This window comes from Streptomyces sp. NPDC046939 (assembly GCF_040644575.1).
Lineage (GTDB): Bacteria > Actinomycetota > Actinomycetes > Streptomycetales > Streptomycetaceae > Streptomyces.
In genome coordinates this window covers 61,639-82,402 of sequence record NZ_JBEYWV010000045.1, presented here as the reverse complement: position 1 = coordinate 82,402, position 20,764 = coordinate 61,639, and the positions used below count along the sequence as shown (strand labels likewise).

General features: G+C 73.9%; 30 protein-coding genes. 10 read left to right on the top strand and 20 right to left on the bottom strand.

Annotation, left to right across the window (positions count from 1 at the left end):
• The coding region (locus ABZ877_RS35885) for a DNA-directed RNA polymerase subunit alpha C-terminal domain-containing protein (RefSeq protein WP_361080099.1) at window positions 1-504 on the top strand (504 nt) is incomplete at its 5' end.
• A 103-nt stretch (window positions 505-607) separates the two neighbouring features.
• Here the strand turns inward: ABZ877_RS35885 and ABZ877_RS35880 are convergent.
• Window positions 608-922: a hypothetical protein gene (locus ABZ877_RS35880; RefSeq protein WP_361080097.1), complete on the bottom strand. Its 315-nt coding sequence runs from the start codon at window positions 920-922 to the stop codon at window positions 608-610.
• A 204-nt stretch (window positions 923-1,126) separates the two neighbouring features.
• Between ABZ877_RS35880 and ABZ877_RS35875 the strand changes: the two genes are divergently transcribed.
• Window positions 1,127-1,465 (top strand): hypothetical protein, encoded by a 339-nt coding sequence (locus tag ABZ877_RS35875; protein ID WP_361080095.1) that lies wholly within the window; start codon window positions 1,127-1,129, stop codon window positions 1,463-1,465.
• Between the two features lie 40 nt (window positions 1,466-1,505).
• On the opposite strand, the gene ABZ877_RS35870 is transcribed toward ABZ877_RS35875, so the two are convergent.
• The 8 genes from ABZ877_RS35870 to ABZ877_RS35835 form a co-directional block, all read right to left on the bottom strand.
• The gene (locus ABZ877_RS35870; protein WP_361080093.1) at window positions 1,506-2,450 is read right to left on the bottom strand and encodes a sensor histidine kinase; all 945 of its coding nucleotides are present in this window, start codon (window positions 2,448-2,450) and stop codon (window positions 1,506-1,508) included.
• Window positions 2,447-2,809, bottom strand: coding sequence for an STAS domain-containing protein (locus ABZ877_RS35865; RefSeq protein ID WP_361080091.1), 363 nt, complete (start codon window positions 2,807-2,809; stop codon window positions 2,447-2,449). The genes ABZ877_RS35870 and ABZ877_RS35865 overlap by 4 nt, the downstream gene beginning before the upstream one ends.
• 49 nt (window positions 2,810-2,858) lie before the next feature.
• Entirely contained in the window at window positions 2,859-3,656 is a 798-nt protein-coding gene (locus tag ABZ877_RS35860; protein ID WP_361080089.1) for an acyl-CoA thioesterase domain-containing protein, read from the bottom strand.
• A gap of 86 nt (window positions 3,657-3,742) precedes the next feature.
• Entirely contained in the window at window positions 3,743-4,165 is a 423-nt protein-coding gene (locus ABZ877_RS35855; RefSeq protein WP_361080087.1) for a PPOX class F420-dependent oxidoreductase, read from the bottom strand.
• 132 nt (window positions 4,166-4,297) lie between these two features.
• Window positions 4,298-4,486, bottom strand: a complete 189-nt coding sequence (locus ABZ877_RS35850; protein ID WP_361080085.1) for a hypothetical protein — start codon at window positions 4,484-4,486, stop codon at window positions 4,298-4,300.
• Between the two features lie 176 nt (window positions 4,487-4,662).
• Window positions 4,663-5,670: a MerR family transcriptional regulator gene (locus ABZ877_RS35845; protein WP_361080083.1), complete on the bottom strand. Its 1,008-nt coding sequence runs from the start codon at window positions 5,668-5,670 to the stop codon at window positions 4,663-4,665.
• 4 nt (window positions 5,671-5,674) lie between these two features.
• Window positions 5,675-6,367 carry a HEAT repeat domain-containing protein gene (locus ABZ877_RS35840; protein WP_361080103.1) on the bottom strand — a complete coding sequence of 231 codons (693 nt, stop codon included), beginning with the start codon at window positions 6,365-6,367 and terminating at the stop codon, window positions 5,675-5,677.
• Between the two features lie 80 nt (window positions 6,368-6,447).
• Window positions 6,448-7,341, bottom strand: coding sequence for an NADP-dependent oxidoreductase (locus tag ABZ877_RS35835; RefSeq protein WP_361080081.1), 894 nt, complete (start codon window positions 7,339-7,341; stop codon window positions 6,448-6,450).
• A 79-nt stretch (window positions 7,342-7,420) separates the two neighbouring features.
• Here ABZ877_RS35835 and ABZ877_RS35830 point away from each other — a divergent pair, with 79 nt between their 5' ends.
• A complete protein-coding gene (locus ABZ877_RS35830) occupies window positions 7,421-7,999 on the top strand; it encodes a helix-turn-helix domain-containing protein (protein WP_361080079.1) in 579 nt (192 codons plus the stop codon).
• A gap of 7 nt (window positions 8,000-8,006) precedes the next feature.
• Here ABZ877_RS35830 and ABZ877_RS35825 read toward each other — a convergent pair whose 3' ends face one another.
• From ABZ877_RS35825 to ABZ877_RS35800, 6 genes are all read right to left on the bottom strand, one after another.
• On the bottom strand, window positions 8,007-9,104 hold the full coding sequence (locus ABZ877_RS35825; protein ID WP_361080077.1) for a serine hydrolase domain-containing protein: 1,098 nt from the start codon (window positions 9,102-9,104) through the stop codon (window positions 8,007-8,009).
• Window positions 9,104-10,033: a hypothetical protein gene (locus ABZ877_RS35820; RefSeq protein WP_361080075.1), complete on the bottom strand. Its 930-nt coding sequence runs from the start codon at window positions 10,031-10,033 to the stop codon at window positions 9,104-9,106. Before ABZ877_RS35820 ends, ABZ877_RS35825 begins: the two co-directional genes overlap by 1 nt.
• A complete protein-coding gene (locus ABZ877_RS35815; RefSeq protein ID WP_361080073.1) occupies window positions 10,030-10,767 on the bottom strand; it encodes a hypothetical protein in 738 nt (245 codons plus the stop codon). The genes ABZ877_RS35820 and ABZ877_RS35815 overlap by 4 nt, the downstream gene beginning before the upstream one ends.
• A 56-nt stretch (window positions 10,768-10,823) precedes the next feature.
• Window positions 10,824-11,027, bottom strand: a complete 204-nt coding sequence (locus ABZ877_RS35810) for a hypothetical protein (protein WP_361080071.1) — start codon at window positions 11,025-11,027, stop codon at window positions 10,824-10,826.
• A 227-nt stretch (window positions 11,028-11,254) separates the two neighbouring features.
• A complete protein-coding gene (locus ABZ877_RS35805; protein WP_361080069.1) occupies window positions 11,255-11,626 on the bottom strand; it encodes an STAS domain-containing protein in 372 nt (123 codons plus the stop codon).
• Window positions 11,627-11,778: 152 nt separating this feature from the next.
• On the bottom strand, window positions 11,779-11,949 hold the full coding sequence (locus ABZ877_RS35800) for a hydrophobic protein (protein ID WP_223775182.1): 171 nt from the start codon (window positions 11,947-11,949) through the stop codon (window positions 11,779-11,781).
• Between the two features lie 211 nt (window positions 11,950-12,160).
• Between ABZ877_RS35800 and ABZ877_RS35795 the strand changes: the two genes are divergently transcribed.
• Window positions 12,161-12,334 carry a CsbD family protein gene (locus tag ABZ877_RS35795; protein ID WP_361080067.1) on the top strand — a complete coding sequence of 58 codons (174 nt, stop codon included), beginning with the start codon at window positions 12,161-12,163 and terminating at the stop codon, window positions 12,332-12,334.
• 85 nt (window positions 12,335-12,419) lie between these two features.
• Here ABZ877_RS35795 and ABZ877_RS35790 read toward each other — a convergent pair whose 3' ends face one another.
• Entirely contained in the window at window positions 12,420-12,929 is a 510-nt protein-coding gene (locus tag ABZ877_RS35790) for a 2'-5' RNA ligase family protein (protein WP_361080065.1), read from the bottom strand.
• Between the two features lie 146 nt (window positions 12,930-13,075).
• On the opposite strand from ABZ877_RS35790, the gene ABZ877_RS35785 reads away from it, so the two are divergent.
• From ABZ877_RS35785 to ABZ877_RS35775, 3 genes are read left to right on the top strand one after another with little or no spacing between them, the layout of a single operon-like run.
• Window positions 13,076-13,393: a hypothetical protein gene (locus ABZ877_RS35785; RefSeq protein WP_361080063.1), complete on the top strand. Its 318-nt coding sequence runs from the start codon at window positions 13,076-13,078 to the stop codon at window positions 13,391-13,393.
• A gap of 11 nt (window positions 13,394-13,404) precedes the next feature.
• Window positions 13,405-14,610: a cupin domain-containing protein gene (locus ABZ877_RS35780; protein WP_361080061.1), complete on the top strand. Its 1,206-nt coding sequence runs from the start codon at window positions 13,405-13,407 to the stop codon at window positions 14,608-14,610.
• Window positions 14,611-14,620: 10 nt separating this feature from the next.
• Window positions 14,621-15,520 carry a sucrase ferredoxin gene (locus tag ABZ877_RS35775; protein WP_361080059.1) on the top strand — a complete coding sequence of 300 codons (900 nt, stop codon included), beginning with the start codon at window positions 14,621-14,623 and terminating at the stop codon, window positions 15,518-15,520.
• Between the two features lie 11 nt (window positions 15,521-15,531).
• On the opposite strand, the gene ABZ877_RS35770 is transcribed toward ABZ877_RS35775, so the two are convergent.
• Window positions 15,532-15,987, bottom strand: coding sequence for a hypothetical protein (locus ABZ877_RS35770; RefSeq protein ID WP_361080057.1), 456 nt, complete (start codon window positions 15,985-15,987; stop codon window positions 15,532-15,534).
• A 270-nt stretch (window positions 15,988-16,257) separates the two neighbouring features.
• On the opposite strand from ABZ877_RS35770, the gene ABZ877_RS35765 reads away from it, so the two are divergent.
• Window positions 16,258-16,686: a VOC family protein gene (locus ABZ877_RS35765; protein ID WP_361080055.1), complete on the top strand. Its 429-nt coding sequence runs from the start codon at window positions 16,258-16,260 to the stop codon at window positions 16,684-16,686.
• Here the strand turns inward: ABZ877_RS35765 and ABZ877_RS35760 are convergent.
• Window positions 16,658-17,560 carry a GNAT family N-acetyltransferase gene (locus tag ABZ877_RS35760; RefSeq protein WP_361080053.1) on the bottom strand — a complete coding sequence of 301 codons (903 nt, stop codon included), beginning with the start codon at window positions 17,558-17,560 and terminating at the stop codon, window positions 16,658-16,660. The genes ABZ877_RS35765 and ABZ877_RS35760 overlap by 29 nt on opposite strands.
• A 178-nt stretch (window positions 17,561-17,738) precedes the next feature.
• Between ABZ877_RS35760 and ABZ877_RS35755 the strand changes: the two genes are divergently transcribed.
• The gene (locus tag ABZ877_RS35755; RefSeq protein ID WP_361080051.1) at window positions 17,739-18,584 is read left to right on the top strand and encodes a prephenate dehydratase; all 846 of its coding nucleotides are present in this window, start codon (window positions 17,739-17,741) and stop codon (window positions 18,582-18,584) included.
• Between the two features lie 236 nt (window positions 18,585-18,820).
• Here ABZ877_RS35755 and ABZ877_RS35750 read toward each other — a convergent pair whose 3' ends face one another.
• Both ABZ877_RS35750 and ABZ877_RS35745 read right to left on the bottom strand, forming a co-directional pair.
• Window positions 18,821-19,678: a DNA ligase gene (locus tag ABZ877_RS35750; RefSeq protein WP_361080049.1), complete on the bottom strand. Its 858-nt coding sequence runs from the start codon at window positions 19,676-19,678 to the stop codon at window positions 18,821-18,823.
• A 69-nt stretch (window positions 19,679-19,747) separates the two neighbouring features.
• Window positions 19,748-19,960 carry a hypothetical protein gene (locus tag ABZ877_RS35745; RefSeq protein ID WP_361080047.1) on the bottom strand — a complete coding sequence of 71 codons (213 nt, stop codon included), beginning with the start codon at window positions 19,958-19,960 and terminating at the stop codon, window positions 19,748-19,750.
• Window positions 19,961-20,214: 254 nt separating this feature from the next.
• On the opposite strand from ABZ877_RS35745, the gene ABZ877_RS35740 reads away from it, so the two are divergent.
• Window positions 20,215-20,757: a DoxX family membrane protein gene (locus ABZ877_RS35740; protein ID WP_361080045.1), complete on the top strand. Its 543-nt coding sequence runs from the start codon at window positions 20,215-20,217 to the stop codon at window positions 20,755-20,757.
• The last annotated feature ends 7 nt before the right edge of the window (window positions 20,758-20,764 follow it).

The window sequence follows — 20,764 nt, the reverse complement described above, 5'->3', positions numbered from 1 at the left end:
GTCACGTACAAGGTCGAGGCCACGCGTGTCGAGCAGCGCACCGACTTCGACAAGCTGATCGTCGACGTCGAGACCAAGCAGGCCATGCGTCCCCGCGACGCCATGGCGTCGGCCGGCAAGACGCTGGTCGAGCTGTTCGGTCTGGCCCGCGAGCTCAACGTCGACGCCGAGGGCATCGACATGGGCCCGTCCCCGACGGACGCCGCGCTCGCCGCCGACCTGGTGCTGCCGATCGAGGACCTCGACCTCACCGTCCGGTCCTACAACTGCCTCAAGCGCGAGGGCATCCACTCCGTGGGTGAGCTCGTCGCCCGCTCCGAGGCGGACCTGCTCGACATCCGCAACTTCGGTGCGAAGTCGATCGACGAGATCAAGGCGAAGCTGGCCGGCATGGGCCTCGCGCTCCGCGACAGCCCGCCCGGGTTCGACCCGACCACCGCGGCCGACACGTTCGCCGCGACCGATGACTCGGACGCCGGGTTCATCGAGACCGAGCAGTACTGAGCCGCGTAGTACCGCGTAGTACCGCGAGGCAGCGACCGGGCCCCGGAGTGACCGCCGTCATTCCGGGGCCCGGTCGCGTTCCCGGTGGATCGCTCAGGGCGGGTCATTCCTCCCTGAGCCGTTCGAGTCCCGCCTCCCACCGCTGTCTGCGCTCCGCCTCCGACTGCTCCCACCAGGCGGGGCCGCGTTCGCCGAGGGCGGTCTTCGCGAGCTGGACGCGGGCGCGGGCCCGCGCCTCGGCCTCGGGGTCCTCCTGGCGCAGGGCGTCACGCACGGCGCGGCGGGCCGCCATCAGATGGCGGCGGAGCTCCGCCGCGGTCTCCTCCGGCAGCGACGGGTCGGTGGCCCGCCACTTCCGGCCGTCGATGATGACATGGTGGCCGTCGTCGGTCGGCTCGGCATCGCGCTTCTTCCGCACACGACGAGTGTGCCCGGCGGCGCGGGAACCAGGCACATGAGTCACACGTGTGGCCCAGCTCCGATGGCGGGATGCCGACATCGCCCATACGTTTCCGCCATGCCCGAAAAGCGCGTGTCACGCCGCTCCCTGACCCGACGTCACCTTGCCTGTACGTGTGTGGCCGCGGCCACTGTGACGTGTACGGGTTTCGCGGACGCGCCCGTGGACGTGCACGACTTCGACCGGCCCGCCGGGATCGCCCTGGTCGTCCTGGCCCTGCTGACGCTCCCCCTCGTCCTTCTGCGCGGGCGGCGCAAGGACGTACCGGAGGGTGCGGCGCCGGAGAGGCCCGGCCTGCTGCGGCGCCATCCGCGGACCGTCCGGACCCTGCTCGTGGCCGTCGTCCTGGGTGTCGGCGCGGTCGGCTGGTCGGTGTCCTCCGCGCTCACCCACCCGGGCGACGCGAGCACCGCGGCCCGCCTCGCCGACTGGGCCCGCGAGCACCACCTGGGCGCGGTCGTCGACCAGGTGAAGCAGGCGAAGGCCGGAGCGCTGCCGTAGCCCGCCCCGGCCCCCCGGTCACGCGGCCGTCGCCGCCCGGTCAGAGGCGGAAGTGGATGTGGGTGGTCGTCCCGTGGTCCGGTGCGCTGTAGGTGCGTACGAGGTCGGAGACCACGTTGACCAGCAGGAGGCCGCGTCCGCCGCGCTGGTCCCGGGCAGGCAGGCTGCGTCCGGCGAGCGGGTCGGCGAGCAGACCGGCGTCGTGGACCTCGCAGACGACGTGCCCGTCCTCCGTCCAGAGCCGCAACCAGCCCAGGCCGCCGCCGTGCACCACGCTGTTGGTCGTCAGCTCGGCGACGGCCAGCTCGAAGTCGTCGAGACGGGACTCGGCGAGCCCCAGCTCGGCGGCCCAGCGGGTGGCGTACTGGCGCACCGCCGTCAGCGTCGCCCTGTCGTACGCCGTCGCCTCCACGCCGGCCGGCGCGTGCAGGAACTCGTTGTAGCGGGCGATCAACGACTCCGGGGCGTACTCCGCGCTCGCCTCCCGCGTGCCGGACCGGATGACGGTCGGGTGGGTGGCGTGGGCGTCGGCGAGGATCCGCTCCGGCAGGCGCGTGGCGTCGTAGGGGCACAGAATCGTCACGTCGCGGCCCTCGAAGGCCAGGTTGATCAGCGCCTCGTGCTGGGCGCAGGCGGGGTACTCGGTCGCGGTGCGGGCGGGCCAGATCGGTTCGCCGATGATGCGGGCCCGCCGCCCGGGGTGGCTGTCGGCGAAGGCGCGCAGCACACGGGGGATGATCCGGCCGGGGTTGCGCCCGGCCCGCTCCATGTCGAGCAGGCGCACCTGCCCCGCCTGTGTGCCGAGTTCGGCCCTGATGAGGGCGAGGTTGGCGGCGGGCACCGCCACCGCCACGGGGTCGCCGGCGGCCAGCCCGTCGCGGACGAACGCAACTGTGCCCGTCAGGTACTCCCGTTCGTCCCGGTAGAACAGCGCCGGGTGGTCGAAGGACGCGGACGGTGCGGAAGGTGCGGACACGGTGCTCATACGGCGGCCACCTCGATGGCTGGCAGATCGGGCCAGAAGAGTTCGAGCAGACGGCTCAGGCCGGGCGGCGGGCGGTCGAGAACCAGGCGGCGGTCGTGCCCGAGCCCCAGGGCGGTGACCGCCAGGGCCGTGGCACCCGCCATGTCGACGAAGGTGACGTCCGAGAGTTCGAGGTGGACCGGGTCGCCGGTCTCCCGCGCCAGGCGGCTGAGGGCCCGCTCCCACTCGGGGTGCGTGGGCAGGCAGATCTCTCCGGCGACCTTGAGTCCGGCGCGGTCGGTGAGCGGGTCGATCCGCAACTCCGGTGCGCGTGCGCCGTCCGCGCCGGGCATCGGACGCCTCGCCCGTGGATCGGACACTCCACCCCTCCGTCCCCTTACGATGACCTGCACTGTACCCCGGGCGCCGTCACCGGACGTCGTTGGCGACAGCGGTGGTGACGCAGTAGCCGATGGGGCCCGCGGTGTCGTACAGGGCGCAGTGGCCGACGGCGATGCCGTCCTCGGCGGTGTGGGCGGTGGCCTCCAGGCCGATCGCGTCGCTGAGCGGGAGGCGGCTGAGGGTCAGGGTGAAGTCGGCGTTGATGTAGCGCAGTCCCTCGTCGCTCGCGTGGGCCATCGGGCTGGCCGAGTCGGCGGCGAGGGTGACGCGGACGAGCGGGGAGACGGACTCCCCGGCGACGAGCGGCCGGGACTCGCGCAGCCAGGCCCTGCGCCGCTGGTCGCCGCGCCACTCGCGCACCGGCCGCAGCTCCTCGTCGAACCGCCAGAACGTGCGGGCCGTGTGCGACGGGGGCAGTTCGTCGGGGGGCGGTGCGTCCCACGGCCCGGTGGCGGGAATGTACCCGGGCGGAGGTGTGCTGGTCCGGAGCAGGACCGCGCTGACCCGCGCCAGCGGCTCCCCCGCCCCGTCCGTGCCGGCGCCGAGCACGACGGCGTCGGCGACCCGTATGCGCCGTCCGTCGCGGACCCGCTCGGTCCGTACGCGGACGGGGGCCAGGGGCGCGCTGCGGAACAGGTCGACGGTGAGCCGGGCGACGTGCATGCCCTCGGCGCCGTGCTCCCGCTCCAGCGCCCGCGCGGCGAGCCCCGCGAGCAGCCGCCCGTGCACGGTCCCGGGCGCCCACCAGCCGCGCGCCTGCTCCCCGGGCACGAAGACGCCGTCGTCGAGCGTGAAGTAGGGCGCCTCGTTCTCGGTCTGGGCCACGCCCGGTCCCCTTCCTGTCGTCCGTCACCGGTTCGGTGGGTCCCAGTGTGACCCTCCTGAGGACAACGCAGGGGAGGCGCGGACCGTCAGGTGCTCGCCTGGTCGCTGTCGCGGTGTGCGCCCCAGCCGTGCCAGCGGTCGATCTCGATGACGGCGCTGACGCGGCGCCGCACCTGGTCCGGGTAGGGGCCGCCGGTGTAGTGCGTGGAGATGCGGTCGATGTCGGACAGGCCCTCGTCGTCGCGCATCTCGACCACCCGTCCGATCAGGGTGACATGGGTGTACCAGTCGTCACTGTCCAGGACGGTGAGGCTGACGCGGGGGTCCCGCTGAAGGTGTTTCAGGCGGACCCGGCCCTCGTCGAGGCTGATGAGCACCCGCCCGTCCTCCCACAGATACCAGGTGGGGGTGGTGACGGGTGTGCCGTCGGAGCGCACGGTGGCCATGACGGCCGGGTGGGGACGGCGGAGCATCTCCACGGCCTCGGGCGGCAGGGGCGGCTTGGACATACGTGTTTCCTCATTTCGGGTTTCCCCCGACACACTCCGGGTTTCCCCCGACACTACGACACCCCCTGGCGCCGCGACGGTGCCCGAGGGCGGACGGCGCGGCGCCAGGGGGTTCACAGCCCGTGGGGCGGGTCAGTCCGAGACGAGGTCACCGAACTGCACGACGGCCGGGGTGCTGTTGCTGACCTCGATGTCGCTGTTGTTGAAGCCTTCGCCGCCGTACGGGGTGCCGAACCCGTTGTCGGCGGAGGCGAGGCCCGCGCCACCGAGGACGGCGATGGCGGCCAGAACCGTGGCGGTGAGAGCTGTGCGCATGCGCATGGAGCAGTCCTTTGCTTCGAGGGGTGGAAAGATCACACGAAGCTTTAACCGGTTCCTTCGGCGCCTACACGGTGCCGGGCCGAACCCACCCGTCCGTGTGCTCCCTTCGGCCGATACGCCGAGCGTACGGGTGCGGGACGGGGGAAGCCGGGGCATCCGGCGGCGGGCCGAACGGCTCAACGCCCTTCGCCGCGCAGCCGCAGCAGATAGGTGGCGGTGACCGCGACGGCGCGGTCCGCGTCCTCCGACAGCCCGACGAGCGCACGCGCGGTCGTCGGCCCCGGGATCCCGGCGAGCGCCTGGGTCAGCCGTCCGCGCGCGGGCGCGCCCGTGCCGGGGTCGGCGAGCCGGTCGACCAGGCGGGTCGCGATCCGGTCCGCCGTCGCGGCGTCGGCGGCCAGCACGCTCAACGCGTCGGCGGCGTCGGTGTCGTTGCGTCCGTCCACGATCATCGCGACGAGCGTCGGGATCGCCTCCATCGCGCCGCGGGCGCCGAGCGCGAGCGCCGCGTGTCCGCGCACCACGGTGTCGGGGTGGGTGAGCGCCCGCCGCAGCTCCCCGGCCGCCGCGTCGCCCGGCAGCTTGGCGAGGGACTGGGCGGCGCGCTCCCGCACCGCCGCCACCGGCGAGCCGAGCCCTTCGGCGAGCAGGGCCGGGCCCTCGTCGCCCGCGCGGGCCAGCGCCCACCGCAGGGCTCCGGCCACGTTCGGGTCCGTCTCGCCGAGCACCGCCTCGACCAGCGCCTCCACCGGCACCGGCACCTCCTCGCCCGAGGAGAGCGCGGCCCGCTGGCGCGCGTCGGCGCTCTTCGAGCCGAGCGCCTGGAGCAGCGGGAGGACCTGGAGGACGTCCTCCCATCCGGCGGGGTCCGCCGCGTCGATGCGGCGCAGCCGCGCCAGCAACTCGGTCTCGGCGGCGATGCGTTCGCGAGTCTGCCGGATGAGGTCGCCGACGAGCGCGGAGGGCGTGAAGCCGGGGTCGTCGAGGGCGCGCCCGATCTCGCGCAGCGACAGGCCGAGCGAGCGCAGGCTCTCGATGTGGAAGATCCGCCGGACGTCGTCGCCGGAGTACTCCCGGTAGCCGGAGCCGGTCCGGCCGGACGGGCCCACCAGGCCGAGCGACTCGTAATGCCGCAACATGCGGGCGCTCACCCCGGAGCGGCGCGCCACCTCACCGATCAACACGCCCCTATGATCCCTCGTCGGGCGTCGCGGCGGGCGCGCCGAGGGCCACGACGCGCTTCGCCTCCTCGATGGCGTACCCGAACCCGGTGTCCGGGTCGCGCAGCAGCCGCCGCGTGGCGAGCGCGTGCGCGTGCACGTCCGGGTCGGTGCTCGTCGTGGCGGCTCGCAGCGGCGGCTCGGCGGCGTCGCCGAGCGCGACGAGCGCCCTGCTCAGGCTCAGCTGGGTCTCCCGCTCGCCGCGGCCGAGCTGGGTCGCGAGCACCGCGGCCAGCGCGGGCTCCTCGCCGTCCGGTACGAGCACGACCGCGGCCCGCCAGGCGCTGCGGGCCACCTCGACCTCGGGGTCGGTGAGGAGTTCCTCCGTGATCGCGGGCCATGCGCGCGGGTCGCCGATCTTGGACAGGGTGTGCAGCGCTTGGCTGCGCGCCTGCGGACGCTCCGAGCGGACCTCCTGGAGCAGCGGGGGGAGCGTCAGGGAGACCGGGTGGCGGGTGAGCGCCCAGGTCAGCATGTCGCGGACGAAGAACTCGGGTTCGACCGCGCTGCGTTCGACGAGCTTGTCGACGAAGCGCGGGTGCGGTTCCGTGCCGACGGCCATGGCGGCCCGCAGCCGCACCGACGACCGGTCGTCCTCCAGGCCCAGCAGCAGCCGGGCCACCTCTTCCTCCAGGGTCCGGCCCTGTCGTTGCCCTGTGATCGTCACGGTGACCACCTCCTCGACCGCAGTGAAGACCTTGTCACTGTGTCAAGGTCAAACGGCGGCCGAGGAGGGTCGCGTCAGACGACGATGACGCGGCGTCCGCGGGTGTGTCCGGCCTTGCTGTCGATGTGCGCCGCCGCGGCCTCGGCGAGGGTGTACGCCTTCTCGACGGGGATGTGGAGCTTCCCGCGGGTGATGAGGTCCGCGGCCTCGGCGAGCGCGTCCGGCACGCTCCCCGCCACGCCGGAGAAGCGGACGCCGAACTCGCCCGCACCGAGATCCGCGATGGTGATCACCCTTCGCGGGTCCCCGGTGAGTTCGACCAGTTCGGGGATGACGCCGGAGCCGGACAGGTCCAGGGCCGCGTCGACGCGGCCGAGTTCCCGCACGCGCCCGGCCCAGCCGTCGCCGTAGGTCGTGGCGAGCGCGCCGAGGCCGCGCAGGTACTCCTGGTTGGCGGCGCTCGCGGTGCCGATCACCTTGATGCCGCGGTCGCGGGCGATCTGCAGCACCGCGGAGCCGACTCCCCCGGACGCGCCGCTCACCAGCAGGGTCTCCCCCGGCTCCACGCCGACCTCGCGGAGGACGCGCAGGGCGGTCTCCACGACGGACGGATATCCGGCCGCCTCCTCGAAGGACAGGCCGTCGGGCATACGGGCCCAGGCGCCGAGGACGGCGAACTCGGCATAGGTGTCCGCGCCTTCGCCGAACACGTGGTCCCCGGCCTCGACACCCTCGACGCCTTCGCCCACCTCGTCCACCACCCCGGCGGCGTCGATCCCGACCCCCGCGGGCAGCGTCGTCGGATGCGCGCCGAGGACCTGTCCCTCGCGGATCCGCCAGTCGACGGGGTTCACACCTGCCGCGCGTACGGCGATACGTATCTGGCCCGGCCCCGCGTGGGGCTCCTCGGCGTCGATCAGTCGGAGCACGTCCGGACCGCCGAACTCGGCGAAGCTCACTTTCTTCATGCGGCAGACCGTAACACTAACGGTTAGCGTTTTGGAACGGTTACGTCTTTGGAGTCGGTGGCGCTGATAGCGTGGGCGCATGACCGTGCCGACCGGACGTCGCGAGCGCAAGAAGGCAGCGACCCGCCAGAAGATCGCCGACGCGGCCCTCCGGCTCTTCCTCGACCGCGGATACGACGCCGTGGGCATCCGCGACGTGGCCGCCGAGGCCGACGTGGCCGTGACCACGCTCTTCTCCCACTTCGCCTCGAAGGAGGCGCTGGTGTTCGAGCGGGACGACGACTTCGAGGAACGCCTCACGCGCGCGGTCACCGACCGGGCGCCGGAGGAACCCCTCATGCCCGCGCTGCGCCGCGAGATCCACGCGATGGTGCGCCACTGCTCGGCGGAGGGCGCCGCCCCCGTCTGGCGCATGATCGACGCGTCGCCCGCCCTGCTCGCGTACGAGGAATCGATGCGGCTGCGCCACGCGGAGGCGCTGGCGACGGCCATCGCCGCCGACCTGTCCCTGCCAGGGGCGACGACGGCCTGTCGGACCATCGCGCGGTTCGTGCTCGACGCGTACGCGGTCGGCCGCGAGGCGGCCGAGCCGGACGCGGCGGTGGACGAGATCTTCCGGATGGTCGAGGCGGCATGGGAGGTCGCCAGGCCGCGCTGACGCCTGGTCAGGCGTCCAGCCCCAGCAGCGTTTCGTACGCCTCCTGGATGAGGTGGTTGCCGTGGCCGGGCGCGCAGTTGGCCAGTGCGACGACGGCGGCGCGCCGTGGCGGGTCGAAGCCCGCGAAGACGGTGCAGCCGCGGGTGCCGCCCGAGTGGTGGTGGACGCGGGACCCTTCGTGGCGCGGGCGGATGTTCCAGACAAGGGCGATCTGCTGGGTGCCCTGCCGGACGGCGATCCGGGGCCGGACCGTGTCGCGCAGGGCCGCGCGCAGGGAGTCCGGCGGGACCGTGCCCCGTACGGGGCGGTCGGGCGCGAGCAGCGCCTCGGTGAGCGTCAGCAGGTCGCGCGCGCTGGAGCGGACGGCGCCGGCGGCCGGCATGCCGGGGATGCGGAACGGCGGTCTCGGGCGCCGGTGCCAGTGGCCGGTGGCTTCGTTGCCGCCGTCGTCCGGCGCCGGAACGTCCGCCGGTGCGGCCGCGCAGTCGGTGTCGTGCAGGCCCAGCGGGCGCAGGACGCGCGTGGTCAGCAGCGATGCGTAGTCCTGGGCGCCTGCCGCGCCGCACAGGGCGTGGCCGAGGAGGCCGACGCCGAAGTTCGAGTAGTGCATGCGGGTGCCGGGGCGGGAGCGCAGCCGGGTGCGGGGCAGGGCGTGCAGGGTGTCGGCGGCGGTGAACGCCTCGTAGGGGTTGGTGAAGAGGTGCGGGAGGGCGGTGCGCAGCAGGCCGGGCGGCAGGCGGGGCAGTCCTGAGGTGTGGGTGGCGAGGTGGAGCAGGCGGATGCCGGCGCCACCGGGCGGGGGCCGGGTGCCGGGCGGCAGGTGGCGCAGGACGGGGTCGTGGAGGTGCAGTTCGCCGCGTGCGGCCAGTTCGGCGAGGAGCAGGGCGGTGAAGGTCTTGGTGACGGAGCCGATCTCGAACCGGGTCGCCTCGTCGGCCGGTCGGCCGCCCTGGTGTGCCGTCGTCCCGCGCGCGACGACGGTGCGGCGGCCGTCGAGGTGCAGGCCGACCGCGACCGCGCTTGCCGCCGGGGCCGAGGACAGCAGCGCGGGCAGGTGGTGGGCGAAGGCGGGTCCGGGGTCGCGGTGCGGCGGCTCGGGCTGCATCAGTCGGGGCGGGGGCTGTCCAGGGCGCGGGAAAGGGCCAGGTTCCCGGCGATCACGGCGACGATGGTGGGGTGCTGGTGGTCCTCGAAGCGCTGCGCCGGGTCGTCGTCGACGGGCTTGTCGTCGCGGGGCACCATGCCGTCGTCGTGCTGGATCTCGGCCAGGCGCCGCCAGTCCTCGGCGTCCACCCGCGCGTCCGGTAGGCAGAGATCGACGATCATCAGCTCGGCCATGAGGTCCCAGTGCCCGGCCTCCGCCCAGATGTCGGTCCACACCGGCAGCCAGTCGCGCAGGTAGGCGGCGACGTCCACGGGCAGCCCGTCGGGCAGCCGTCCCCAGTCCGTGAGGTGGTAGACGGTGTGGGTGACGGCGTACGCGGTCAGCCAGTCGATGTGCCACGGCTCGGGTGTGCTGCCGAGCCATGTGTCACGGGTGAGCGCTTCCCAGCGGGGTGTGCCGGGACCGTGGTCCAGGCCGGTGACGCGGACGGCGTTGGCGACACCGAGGCGGCGGTTCGGTACGTGTTCCACGGCGTGGGCGGAGGTGAGGGCGACGGTGTGCGCGAGGAGTTCGTCGAGCTCGGGCAGGCGGTGGCCGCCGCGGGTGAAGTGGGCGTAGGTCTCCAGCGGGTCGGTCTTCAGCGGGTTGCGCAACAGCCGCTCGTAGAGCAGCGAGCCGTTGGACGTCTGCTCCCAGCAGTATGCCAACAGCTCGCGGGCGAGGGCGAGTTCGGTGGTGCCCGCGGCGCCGCCGCGCAGGACGAGCGAGGCCGCGAGCGCGGTCTCGCCCAGTGCCTTGTAGGCGCCCCGGTCCGAGACCAGGTCGGCGTCGGGGAGGTCGGACAGGTCGCCGTACGCGCGGTTGGCGTGCAGCCAGTGCAGCGCCCGCGAGCTGACGGTGTGGGCGAGTTCGGTGGGTGGCAGGCTCATACGTGTTCCAGGCCGAGCAGGTGTCGGGCGATGGCGGTGTCCAGGGCGAGGCGTCCGCCGCCGCCGAGCAGGGCGATGTGCTCGGTGAGCGGCGCCGGGTCCAGCGGCAGGGGCAGCCGCTCGGCGTGCGCCCAGGCCAGCCAGCGGGTGATGCGGGCCGCCGTCGGGAAGTCGCGGCGCAGTACGGCGCGGGTGGCTCCGCGCGCGAGGCCGAGGAGCCCGGACCGCGCGGCCTCGTGCACCGGCCCGTCCAGGCCGGGCAGGGCGAGAGAGGACAGGTGGCCCATCCGTACCGACCAGGGCACCCAGCCCTCCTGAGCCGGTTCGCCGGGGGCGGCGCCGAGCGGGCGGCGGCGGTCGGGCCCGGGGTCGCAGCGCGGGGGTGCTTGCGGCACGGGCGCCGCCGGGGTGTCCGTCGCGGGGTCGATCCGCGCCAGGACGGTGACGACGGACCAGTCGATCCAGGCCCGTACCCACGGCTGCTCGTCGCCTTCGGGCGGCGCGGCGGGGGCGGGATGGGCCGGGGGCAGCGCGTCGAGGGCCAGCGCGACGGCCGCGCCCTCCTCCGGCGGCGGGGTCCGGCCGGTCAGGGCGTAGGGGGCCAGGACGTCGGCGCCCAGCAGACGTACGGCGGCGACGGCCACCGCCTGCTCGTCCGGCGGGAGCGACACGGCGGACTCCAGGTGGGCGGCGGCAGCGGTCGTGTGCCCGACGTCCCGGAGGGCGTCGAGCACACGACGAGCCAATCGCTCAGCCGACCCGTTGTGGGCGGTGCGTGAGCGTTCGCTGATCACCGGCCTTTCGGTTCCTTCGGCTCCTTCGGCGAGAGCAGGAGGCCCAGGCCCAGCAGGAGGGCTCCGCCGCCACTGCCGCCGGCGGCGTCCTCCACCGAGGGGATCGGAGCGTCGCTCACCGGCGCTTCCGACGGGACCATCAACCCTTCGACGACTTCCTTGTCGAGCACGAGGCTCGTGGACTGAAGAGTGAGCATCATCGCTGCTCCTCCGCGTTGACGTCGGCACTGTCGCAGTGCCCCGACCACCTCACCGGACACCCGTGCCGACCACGCCGCAACTCGAATGGCCGTGGCCGTACGGGGGTTGATCCGCCCCGCGCACCCCGTCGGACCCGGGATCGCACCCCTCGACGCACGAACGGCGCCGCCCTGCAAGGGCGGCGCCGTTGGGCCAAATGGGTGAACCCGGGATCGGACCCGGACCCCTAGGACGGGTCGGTCATGCGGAGGCTGCGCAGTGCGTCGGTCCGGTCCGCGGCGAGCGGGAGGACCGCGTCCGTGCCGGTGACCCGGAGCAGGCGTTGCACGGACTCGTGCAGCGGCCCGCACAGGCGCAAGGGGCGGCCCTTCACGCCGTGGCCCGAGTAGGTGACCAGGAGCTGGTTGAGGAAGACGCTGTCGGCGAACGTCACGCCCGAGAGGTCGATCAGGGTCGCGTCCGTCGCGGGGTCGGAGAGTGCCTGTGCGAAACCGTCGACGATCTCGGTCAGGTCATACAGGTCCATCTCTCCGCTCACGGTGACAACTGCCACACGTTCTTGCTGGTCAACGCGTACTTTCCGACTGCCGGACGTCATGTGGAGCACCCTCGCACACTCACTGCCCCGCGAACAAAACTCGCACGCACGTGCGGGTGGGCCCGGCCGTCCCAGGCCGGGCCCACCCCTCGGCGCGCACTCACCACCGCCCGTGGCGTCGCGCCGGTCCACGGAAACGGTTCAGACGCGGATCACCATCGGTACCAGCGGCCCTTGCGGCCGCCGCTCGCCGCGGGCCGGATCACGAAGCCCAGCAGCCACACCACGAGGACGATGACGGCGATCCACCACAGCGCCTTCAGTGCGAAGCCCGCACCGAAGAGGATCAGGGCCAGAAGAAGAACCAGAAGCAGGGGAACCATTGTTATTACCTCCTGGCGACCGTTTGCTCTTGACCCACCCCTACAAACACACAAAGTCCGCGTTTCTTTCACGCGATGCCGGGAAGTCGTCCGCGCTTCGCCCTCCTGGCGCGGCCTCCCGACAAAGCGCGGGGCGCATGTTTACGGGGCTGTTTCCCGGCCAGGCGGATGTCGAGCACATGATGTCGATGCCAAGGGAGCGTGAGCGGACATGACCGCCAACGAGAAGGCCAAGGCGAAGACCGAGCAGGCCACGGGCGCCGCGAAGGCGGCCGCCGGGCGGGCCGTGGGCAACGAGCGCCTCACCGCCGAGGGCCGCGCCGAGCAGATGAAGGGCGACGCCCGCCAGGCCAAGGAGAAGACCAAGGACATCGGCAAGCACTGACGGACGGACAGCAGGACCCCGACCGTATGTGAGGGGCGGCTCCCCGAAGGGAGCCGCCCCTCACACGTGCGTGGGTCCGCCCGCGTCAGGGCGTCAGCGGCAGTTCTGTGACCACCTGCCAGCCGGCCGGAGTGAGCGCCACCACGTGCAGAGCGGCGATCTCGGTACTGATCGGCAGCAGCGCGTGCGTACGGCGGGCGATCTCCTCGGCCGCGCCGGGCTCCGCGTCCAGGGCCACGGTGACGTGCACGGGCGGGTCCGCGCCGAACCTGCCCCCGTACGGGATCCACGCCGGGAACGCGGTGCGCACGGCCGTCGCCGCTTGTCGTAGCTCCGGCACGGGGACGCCGACGAAGCCGCCGGTCCGCTCGACCGTGGTCAGGCGGGCGCGGACCGGGCCGGTCGGGAGCGAGGACCGCAGCCGGTCCAGTGCGGGTGCGCCGACGCGGTCGGCGGGCAGCCACGGGTAGAGCAGCGCCGCGTGGGCGGGAACGCCCGGCCGCACCGCCCGGGGGTCCGCCTCGGCGGCCCTCTCCAGCAGGGGCTGGGCGGCCGGCAGCAGCGCGAGCACCGCCGTCGTCCCCGGATTCGCCATGCGCCCCTCCTTCTCGTCGGCAGCATGCCACGCCTGATCGTCTCCGGTTGCCGGTGCCGACGGTGTGGGCGAGTTTGTTAAGCACCGAGGGGCGTGGAACAGGTGCCGCCCGCTCGCTCCCAGCCGTTCGCTTCCCAGGAGGAACCATGACCAACCCCGAGCAGGACCCGAACTCGGCCGAGGGCCCCGCGGACGGCGGCGCGGCCGGTACGCCCGGCGTGCACGACGGCGGCGCGGACGGCGGAGCCGAAGGCCCCGCGGACGGCGGCGCGTCGGGCACCCCCGGCGTCCACGACGGCGGCGCCGACGGCGGGGCCGAGGGCCCGGCGGACGGCGGGGCGGCCGGTACGCCCGGTGTCCACGACGGCGGCGCGGACGGCGGAGCCGAAGGACCCGCGGACGGCGGCGCGTCGGGCACCCCCGGCGTCCACGACGGTGGCGCCGACGGCAGCGCCGACCGGTAGGGCGGCCGCTTTTGACCACGCCTTCCGTCGAACTCCAGGATGCCGGCGCCACCACGGGCGCCGGCATCCTCGAAGCGCGTCTGACCGGTCTGCGCCGGGAGGAGTTCGCGCGCGACGTGTGGGGGCGCGTGCCCCTGCTGCATCGCGCCGCGAGCGACTTCTCCGACCTGTTCTCCGCGTCCGCCGTCGACGAGCTGATCGCGCGGCGCGGCCTGCGCACACCGTTCCTGCGCGTCGCCAAGGACGGCGCCACGCTGCCCGAGGCGTCGTTCACCTCGTCCGGCGGCGTCGGCGCGACGGTCTCCGACCAGGTCGACGACACGGCGCTGTGGCGCCAGTTCGCCGACGGGGCGACCCTCGTCCTCCAGGCGCTGCACCGCACGTGGGAGCCGGTCGCGGACCTCGGCGCACGGCTCGGCACCGAACTGGGCCACCCGGTGCAGGCCAACGCCTATGTCACGCCCCCGCAGAACCGAGGGTTCGACGCCCACTACGACGTCCACGACGTGTTCGTCCTCCAGATCGCCGGAACCAAGCGCTGGACCGTCCACGAACCCGTGCACCCGGACCCGCTCCGCGACCAGCCCTGGACCGGGCACCGTACGGCGGTGGCCCGGGCCGCGCAGGGCGAGGCGTACCTCGACACCGTGCTCGAACCCGGTGACGTCCTCTATCTGCCGCGCGGCTGGCTGCACGCCGCCCGGGCACAGGGCGCCGTCTCGATCCATCTGACGCTCGGGGTGCACACCTGGACGCGGCACGCGCTGGCCGAACACCTCGCCCAGTCCGCGCTCGCGCTGCTGCGCGACGACCCGCGGATGCGGGCCTCCCTGCCGCTGGGCGTCGAGGGCCCCGGCGACGAGCTGGCGTTCGTGCGCGAACGGCTGGCCGCCGCGCTCGTCCAGGCCGATCCCGCGCCGCTGTTCCACCGCGAGCGGCGGGGCCAGGCGCGGCCCGCGCCGCTCGGGCCGCTGGCCCAGCTCGCGGCCGTCGACGCCCTCGCGCCCGACTCGCCGGTGCGGCTCCGCGCGGCCCTCGACGCCCGCCTCGACGGACGGCGCCTGTTCACCCGCGTCGGGTGGCTCGACCTCAGGGACGCCGACCTGCCGTCCGTGGCCCGCCTCCTCGACGGCGGGATCCACACCGCCGGCCGACTGGGGCTCGCCCTCACCGAGCGACTCCTGCGCGCGGGTGTCCTGGTGCCCGCCGAGCGGTGACGGGGCCGCGGTGACGGCGGCCGCCCGCTTCTTCTGCGCCGACGCCGCCCTGGAGCGCGGTGACACGCTCGCGGGCACCGCGCCGTACGGCACGGTGTGGGTCCTGATCGAGTACCGGGGCGGCTGGCCGTCCAACGGCTTCGACGGGCTCGACCTGGCACCCGAGATAAAAGGTCTCGTCTTCGGCGCGGCCCAGAAGGTGCGCGCCCGCATCCTCCTGATCAGACGGCACGGCCGTCTCCTGCCGGGCGACGGCCCCCGGCGCTGGGCCGTGCTGCGGCACGGCGCCGACGGCGCCGGCCGTCAGGTGTGGGGCACGTGGAGCCGCGACCAGGACCTCACCGGGGTCGTCCCCGCCCTCGACGCGCCCGGCGAGCCGGGGCACCCGCCGGTCGTCCTCGTCTGCGCGCACGGGCTGCACGACGTCTGCTGCGCGGTGCGCGGCCGCCCCGTCGGGCGCGCGCTGAGCGAACGGTGGCCGCATCTGGTCTGGGAGTGCACCCATGTCGGCGGGGACAGGTTCGCCGCCAACGTCGTCGTCCTGCCCGACGGCGTCTACTACGGCGGCCTCGCCGCCGACTCGGCCGTCCCCACCGTCGAGGAGCACCTGGCGGACCGCGTCCACGCCGACCACCTGCGCGGTTACACCGACCTCTTCCCGCCCCAGCAGGCCGCGGTGGCGGCCGTCCTGCGGTCCGCCGGTCCGGCGGGGCGGCACGCGTACACCGTCGAGTCGACCGTCCGCGACGACGACCTCTGGCGGATCCGGCTGACCGGGCGCCCGCCGCGTGCGGCCGCCTTCGACGTCGAGGTGCGTGCGCGCCGCACCCCTCCGTACCGGCTCACCTGCCACGGGACGGCGCCGAGTTCAGCGAGGACGTACGAGGTCACGTCCCTGCGCGCCCTCTGACGCCGGGCCGCTCACCTTCCGGCGCCGGTGTCGGGGCGTGCGGTGTGGTCCGGGTGGCCCTTCGTGCGGCGGTCCTCCTTCATCTCCGCTTCGTACAGGTGCGTCCGGCCCTGGGCGAGGTCGTCGCGCACCTGGCGCTCCGTCTCCTTGTACAGGGCGTAGAACCCGGCGTCGTACTCCTCGACGACCTGGAAGGTCCACCGCCCTTCGAGCACATTGCGGCCGACGAGGTCGCGGTCGATGCGGTCGGCCCACTTCTCGTGCCCCGCGGAGCGCAACAGGCCGACGGCGCGCCCCAGTTCGAGGTCGGCCGTGCCGGTGAGCTGGTGGAAGGCGTAGAGGTGGCCGCGCGCCCGTTCCACCGTCTCCAGGGCCTTCGACACCGACCCCAGGGCCTCGACGGTCGCGTCACTCACACCTTCGGGCCGCTGGTGTGCGCGGGCGGGCTGATCGTGTTTCTCGGTCATGGCCCTCGACTGCCCCTTGGTCACACCGCCCTATCGCGGCGCGTGGCAGGTCGCACCGAAGGTGTGAGTCGTTGCTCCTCCCCGCGTGGAGCGGCTAGTGTCGGCCGGGTGACTGCCGGGTCGGCCTTGGGCCATGCACGAGACGGGGTCCCGGCCGCGGCGTGAGCGCGGGGCGGGCGAGGGGCCCGCCGCTGTTTCCGTGTCCTCCCCCGGGTGCCCGCACACGTGGCACCCGTCCTGACGAACGCACAGACACGGAGTCACCTACGTATGTCACACACCCAGCCGCATCCGCACACGCCCGAGCTGGCGGCGGACGCCGTCGAGTTGAACCACACCGCCGTCTACGCGAGCGACCGCTCCTTGTCGGCGGAGTTCATCGCCGCGGTCCTGGGCCTTGAGGTCGGGGCCCCGTTCGGCCCGTTCCTCCCCGTCGACCTGGGCAACGGCGTGACGCTCGACTACTACGAGAAGCGGGACGCGCCGATCCAGTCGCAGCACTACGCGTTCCTCGTGCCCGAGGCGCGCTTCGACGCCATGATCGACCGCCTGGAGGCGCTCAGGACCACCTACTACGCGGACCCCGGTCACACCGAACCCGGCAGGGTGAACACGTTGTTCGGCGGGCGCGGTGCGTACTTCGCGGACCCGGACGGTCACAACATGGAGATCATGACCCGGCCGTACGTCCGTCCGTAGCGGGGCCGGGAGCGGGCCGGCGCTGGTCGCGGGTCTCGGGGAGCGCCCGGAAACCGGCCGACCTGTAGGTGGCGACGGCGGCCTCGTTGGCGCTCGGGGTGGAGACGAGGGCGCTCGACGCGCCGAGGTCGCGCAGGGCGGCCGCCGCGGCGACGGTGACCGCCCTGCCGTGGCCGTGGCCGCGGTGGTCCGGGTGGACGCCCAGGGGTTCGAGCAGTCCCGGCCTGCCGCTCCCCGCGGACCACACGGTCACCGCCGCGACCGCGTCGCCCCGGCCGTCGTACGCGACGAGGCAGCGCGCGTCGGCGTACGGCGCTCCGGCCTCCATGGCGCGCCAGCGTTCGTCCGTGAACGCGGCCCGGCCGAACGCCGCCCGGTGCACGGCCGTGCGCACCGCTGCCCGTCCGGGGCCGGTCACCTCGATCCGCAGGCCCGGGTCCGGCACCGGTTCCGTGAGGTCGCGCCGGAGCGGCGTCCACGGCTCGTCGGCCTTCCAGCCGGCGTCGGCCAGCACCTCCCCGACCAGGGCGCCGTCCGGTGAGTCGACGGCGGCCCGGCCCGCGCCGAGGACCCCGCGCTCCGGCAGCGTCACGTCCTCGGCCAAGCGCTCCGCCAGCTCCGCGTCCCGCAGCGCGTCCGGCGCGAGCGTCAGCCGCAGCACGTCCGGCGTGTCCAGGAGGCCGACGGCGAGGATCCGGCCGTCCCGGCGCCAGATCCGCAGCGCCGCCGCCGTCGCCCGCGCGCCCGAGCGCCAGAACCAGCCGACGTCCCCCGGATGGAGCTGGTGCGGCGCCTCGTCGTCCTGCCACTCCCGCAGCACGTCCACGATCTCGCGCAGCCCGTCGGTCCCCGGCTCGTGCAGCAGTGTCGGCATGACGGCGATCCCACACCAATGCGCCACCGCCTCGCACCCCGTTTTCGGGCGCGCCACGGCGGACGGGCTACGGTGGCCCTTTCACCGCACACGCAAGGCGCGTCGCAAGGCGGCGCGCTCCACAGAACCAGAGCACGATCCGAGTGAGGCCGGTCCCCCGGCTGAGAGGTGTCTGACAGTGACGACCGTCGCTTACCAGGGCGAATTCGGCTCCAACTCGGCGGCCGCCACCCAAGCGCTGTTCCCCGGCAGCGCCGAGCTGCCCTGCTCCAACTTCGAGCAGGCCCTCGACGCCGTGACGCTGGGCGCCGCCGATCTGGCGGTCATCCCGGTGGACAACTCCGCGGCGGGCCGCGTCGCCGACGTGCACCATCTCCTGCCGGAGTCCGGCCTCTTCGTCATCGGCGAGTACTTCCTCGCCATCCACTTCGACCTGGTGGGCGTCCCCGGCGCCGGCCTCGACGACCTGGAGTGCGTGCGCAGCCATGTGCACGCACTCGGCCAGTGCCGCAAGGTGCTGCGCGAGGGCGGCTGGCGCACGCTCGTCAGCGACGACACGGCCGGCGCCGCCCGCGAGATCGCCGAGCTGGGCGACCCGCGCCACGCGGCGCTCGCCCCGCCCGCCGCCGCCGCGCACTACGGCCTCGACGTGCTGCGCGCCGGGGTCGAGGACGACCCGGACAACACGACGCGGTTCGTGGTCCTCTCCCGGGAGGCCGCCTTCGCGCCGCTCGACGCGGGCCCGACGATGACGAGCCTCTTCTTCGCCGTGCGGAACATCCCCAGCGCCCTGTACAAGGCGCTCGGCGGCTTCGCGAGCAACGCGGTGAACCTCACCAAGATCGAGAGCTATCAGATAGGCGCCGGGCTCAACCCGAGCTGCTTCTACGTCGAGGTCGAGGGCCACCCGGACGAGCCGCGCGTCGCCCTCGCCCTCCAGGAGCTGCGGTTCTTCTCCTCCGAGGTGCGCATCCTCGGCGTGTACCCGGCGCACCCGCACCGCCGCCAGGAACCCACCGCCTAGGGCCTGTCTGACAATTCCCGTCGTCGCCCGGAGGGCGGCCCTGCGGCGTCTGGTGCGTGCTCTGGGGGTCCCCCCGGCCGAAGGCTGGGGGAGTGCCGGGTGCGAGGCCTCGTACTGGACGTACTTGGCCTTGTGCCCGGTGCGGCGAGAGTGCGTGCCAGGCGTCGCGGGGCTGGGGGTACCTCCCGGCCGGAGGCTGGGGGAGGGAATTGTCAGACAGGCCCTAGAGGCGGACGTCACCGCACCCGCGTGACCGTGGCGTGCCGGGTCGTGCCCGCCACCACCTCCACCACCAGGCCGCGCCCCGTCGTCGTGTACGTCTCGCCGTCGTCCGTGCGCGCCCGGCGGCCGGGGCCCGACTCGGTGATGTGGCGGGCCATGTCGGCGGCGACCGGGGCGATCACCGTCTGGGAGAGCAGGTGGCGTCCGTCGGGGAGGCGCACGACGACCCGGAGCGGCTGGACCGCGGGCCCGACGTAGCCGACGACCTCCGCGTCCACGGTCTGGCTGTGCCGCGCCGTCCGCCACACCCGGTCGGGCCGATAGGGCGACTCCGCGCGCTTCGCGACGACGCCCTCGACGCCCTGCGCCTGGAGCTGTTCGAACCAGACGCGCGCCACCTCCGCGTCGTCCGTCGCGGGCACCGGCCGGATCGGCGGCTGCGCGTCCGCCAGGACGTCGAGCAGCGCGGCGCGCCGCTCCCGGTAGGGCCGCGCGCGCAGGTCCACGCCGTCCACGGCCAGGCAGTCCCACACCGCGTAGTACGCGGGGTACTCCGCCGCCAGCGCGGACGCCCGGCGGGGCGTCGCGTTCCCCCGGGCCTCGGCCGCGGCGAGGTCGAGGCGGCCGTCGATCCAGACGACGGCCTCGCCGTCGAGGACGGTCCCGGGGCGCAGCGCGCTCTGCGCGGCGGCCACCAGGTCCATCCACGCGGTGGTGAGGGTGCGCCCGGAACGCGCGTGGCACTTGGCCCCCTCCTCGGTGCGGTGCATGACGAGCCGCTGGCCGTCGAACTTGGGCTCGTACCACCAGTCGGCTCCGGTGGGCAGCGTGGGCACGGACTCGGCGAGCGCGACAGCGACAGGAAACTCCACAGGACAAGGCTTGCCGAGGTGAGCCGGGAGCGCAGTCCCGGCTAGGCCGTTCGTTCCTCGGGCCCGCCGCTACGCCGCCTCGTAGTGGTGGGCGCGTCCGCCGCGCCACGTCACCCAGGCCGGGTTGTCGAGGATCGCTTCCGCGTCGGCGAGCCCGGCGCGCCGCAGGAACTCGACGACGTCGGCGTCGGAGTGCGCGAGGCCGAGGATGTGGCCGCGCGCCGTCACCCGCCGGCCGCCCGTGCGCGACGGCGGATGGACGATGATCGGGGCGCTCGTCATGGTTCCAGGGTGGCCGGTCACCGCCCCTTCCGCGACTTTATGAACCAGGCCACGGCCAGGACGACGACGATGACGATGATCAGCAGCTTCATGTCGTCCCTGTGCCCTGGACGGGGCGAGTCAGTCCGCCCGGACCCGGGACCGCGTTGTTTAAGTTTCACGCATCGGGTAGGCTCGCCCACGATCTTGAAAGTTCAAGTTGTACATCGCGATGCCGTGCACGCACACGCCGACCCGTCGGAAGGAACCCCCACATGACCTCCCTCCTGACCCGCCCGTCCGCCTCGGAGACCGGTCCCGAGGACGCGTCCCCCCACGCCTACGACATCGGCCTTCTCGTCCTGCGCCTCGCGCTCGGCCTGACCATCGCCGCGCACGGCGCGCAGAAGCTGTTCGGCTGGTTCGGGGGCGGCGGCATCGAGGGCACCGGCCAGTTCTTCGCGCAGAGCGGCTATCCGTCGGGGAAGGCCATGGCGGTGATCGCCGGGCTCAGCGAGACCCTCGGCGGGCTCGGCCTCGTCCTCGGTCTCCTGACGCCGCTCGCCGGCGCGGCCGTGCTCGGCACCATGATCAACGCGCTGGCCGTCAAGTGGGGCGGCGGCTTCTTCGCGCCCGCCGGCGTCGAGTACGAACTGCTCCTCGCCGCCGGGGCCGCCGGGCTCGCCCTCACCGGTCCCGGCCGGATCGCCGTCGACCGCCACCTGCCCGGCCTGCGGGCGCACCGCCTGCGCTACGGCGTCGCCGCCGTGGTGCTCGCGCTCGTGATCGCGGGGCTCGTCCTGCTCATCCGCAAGTAGCGCCGCG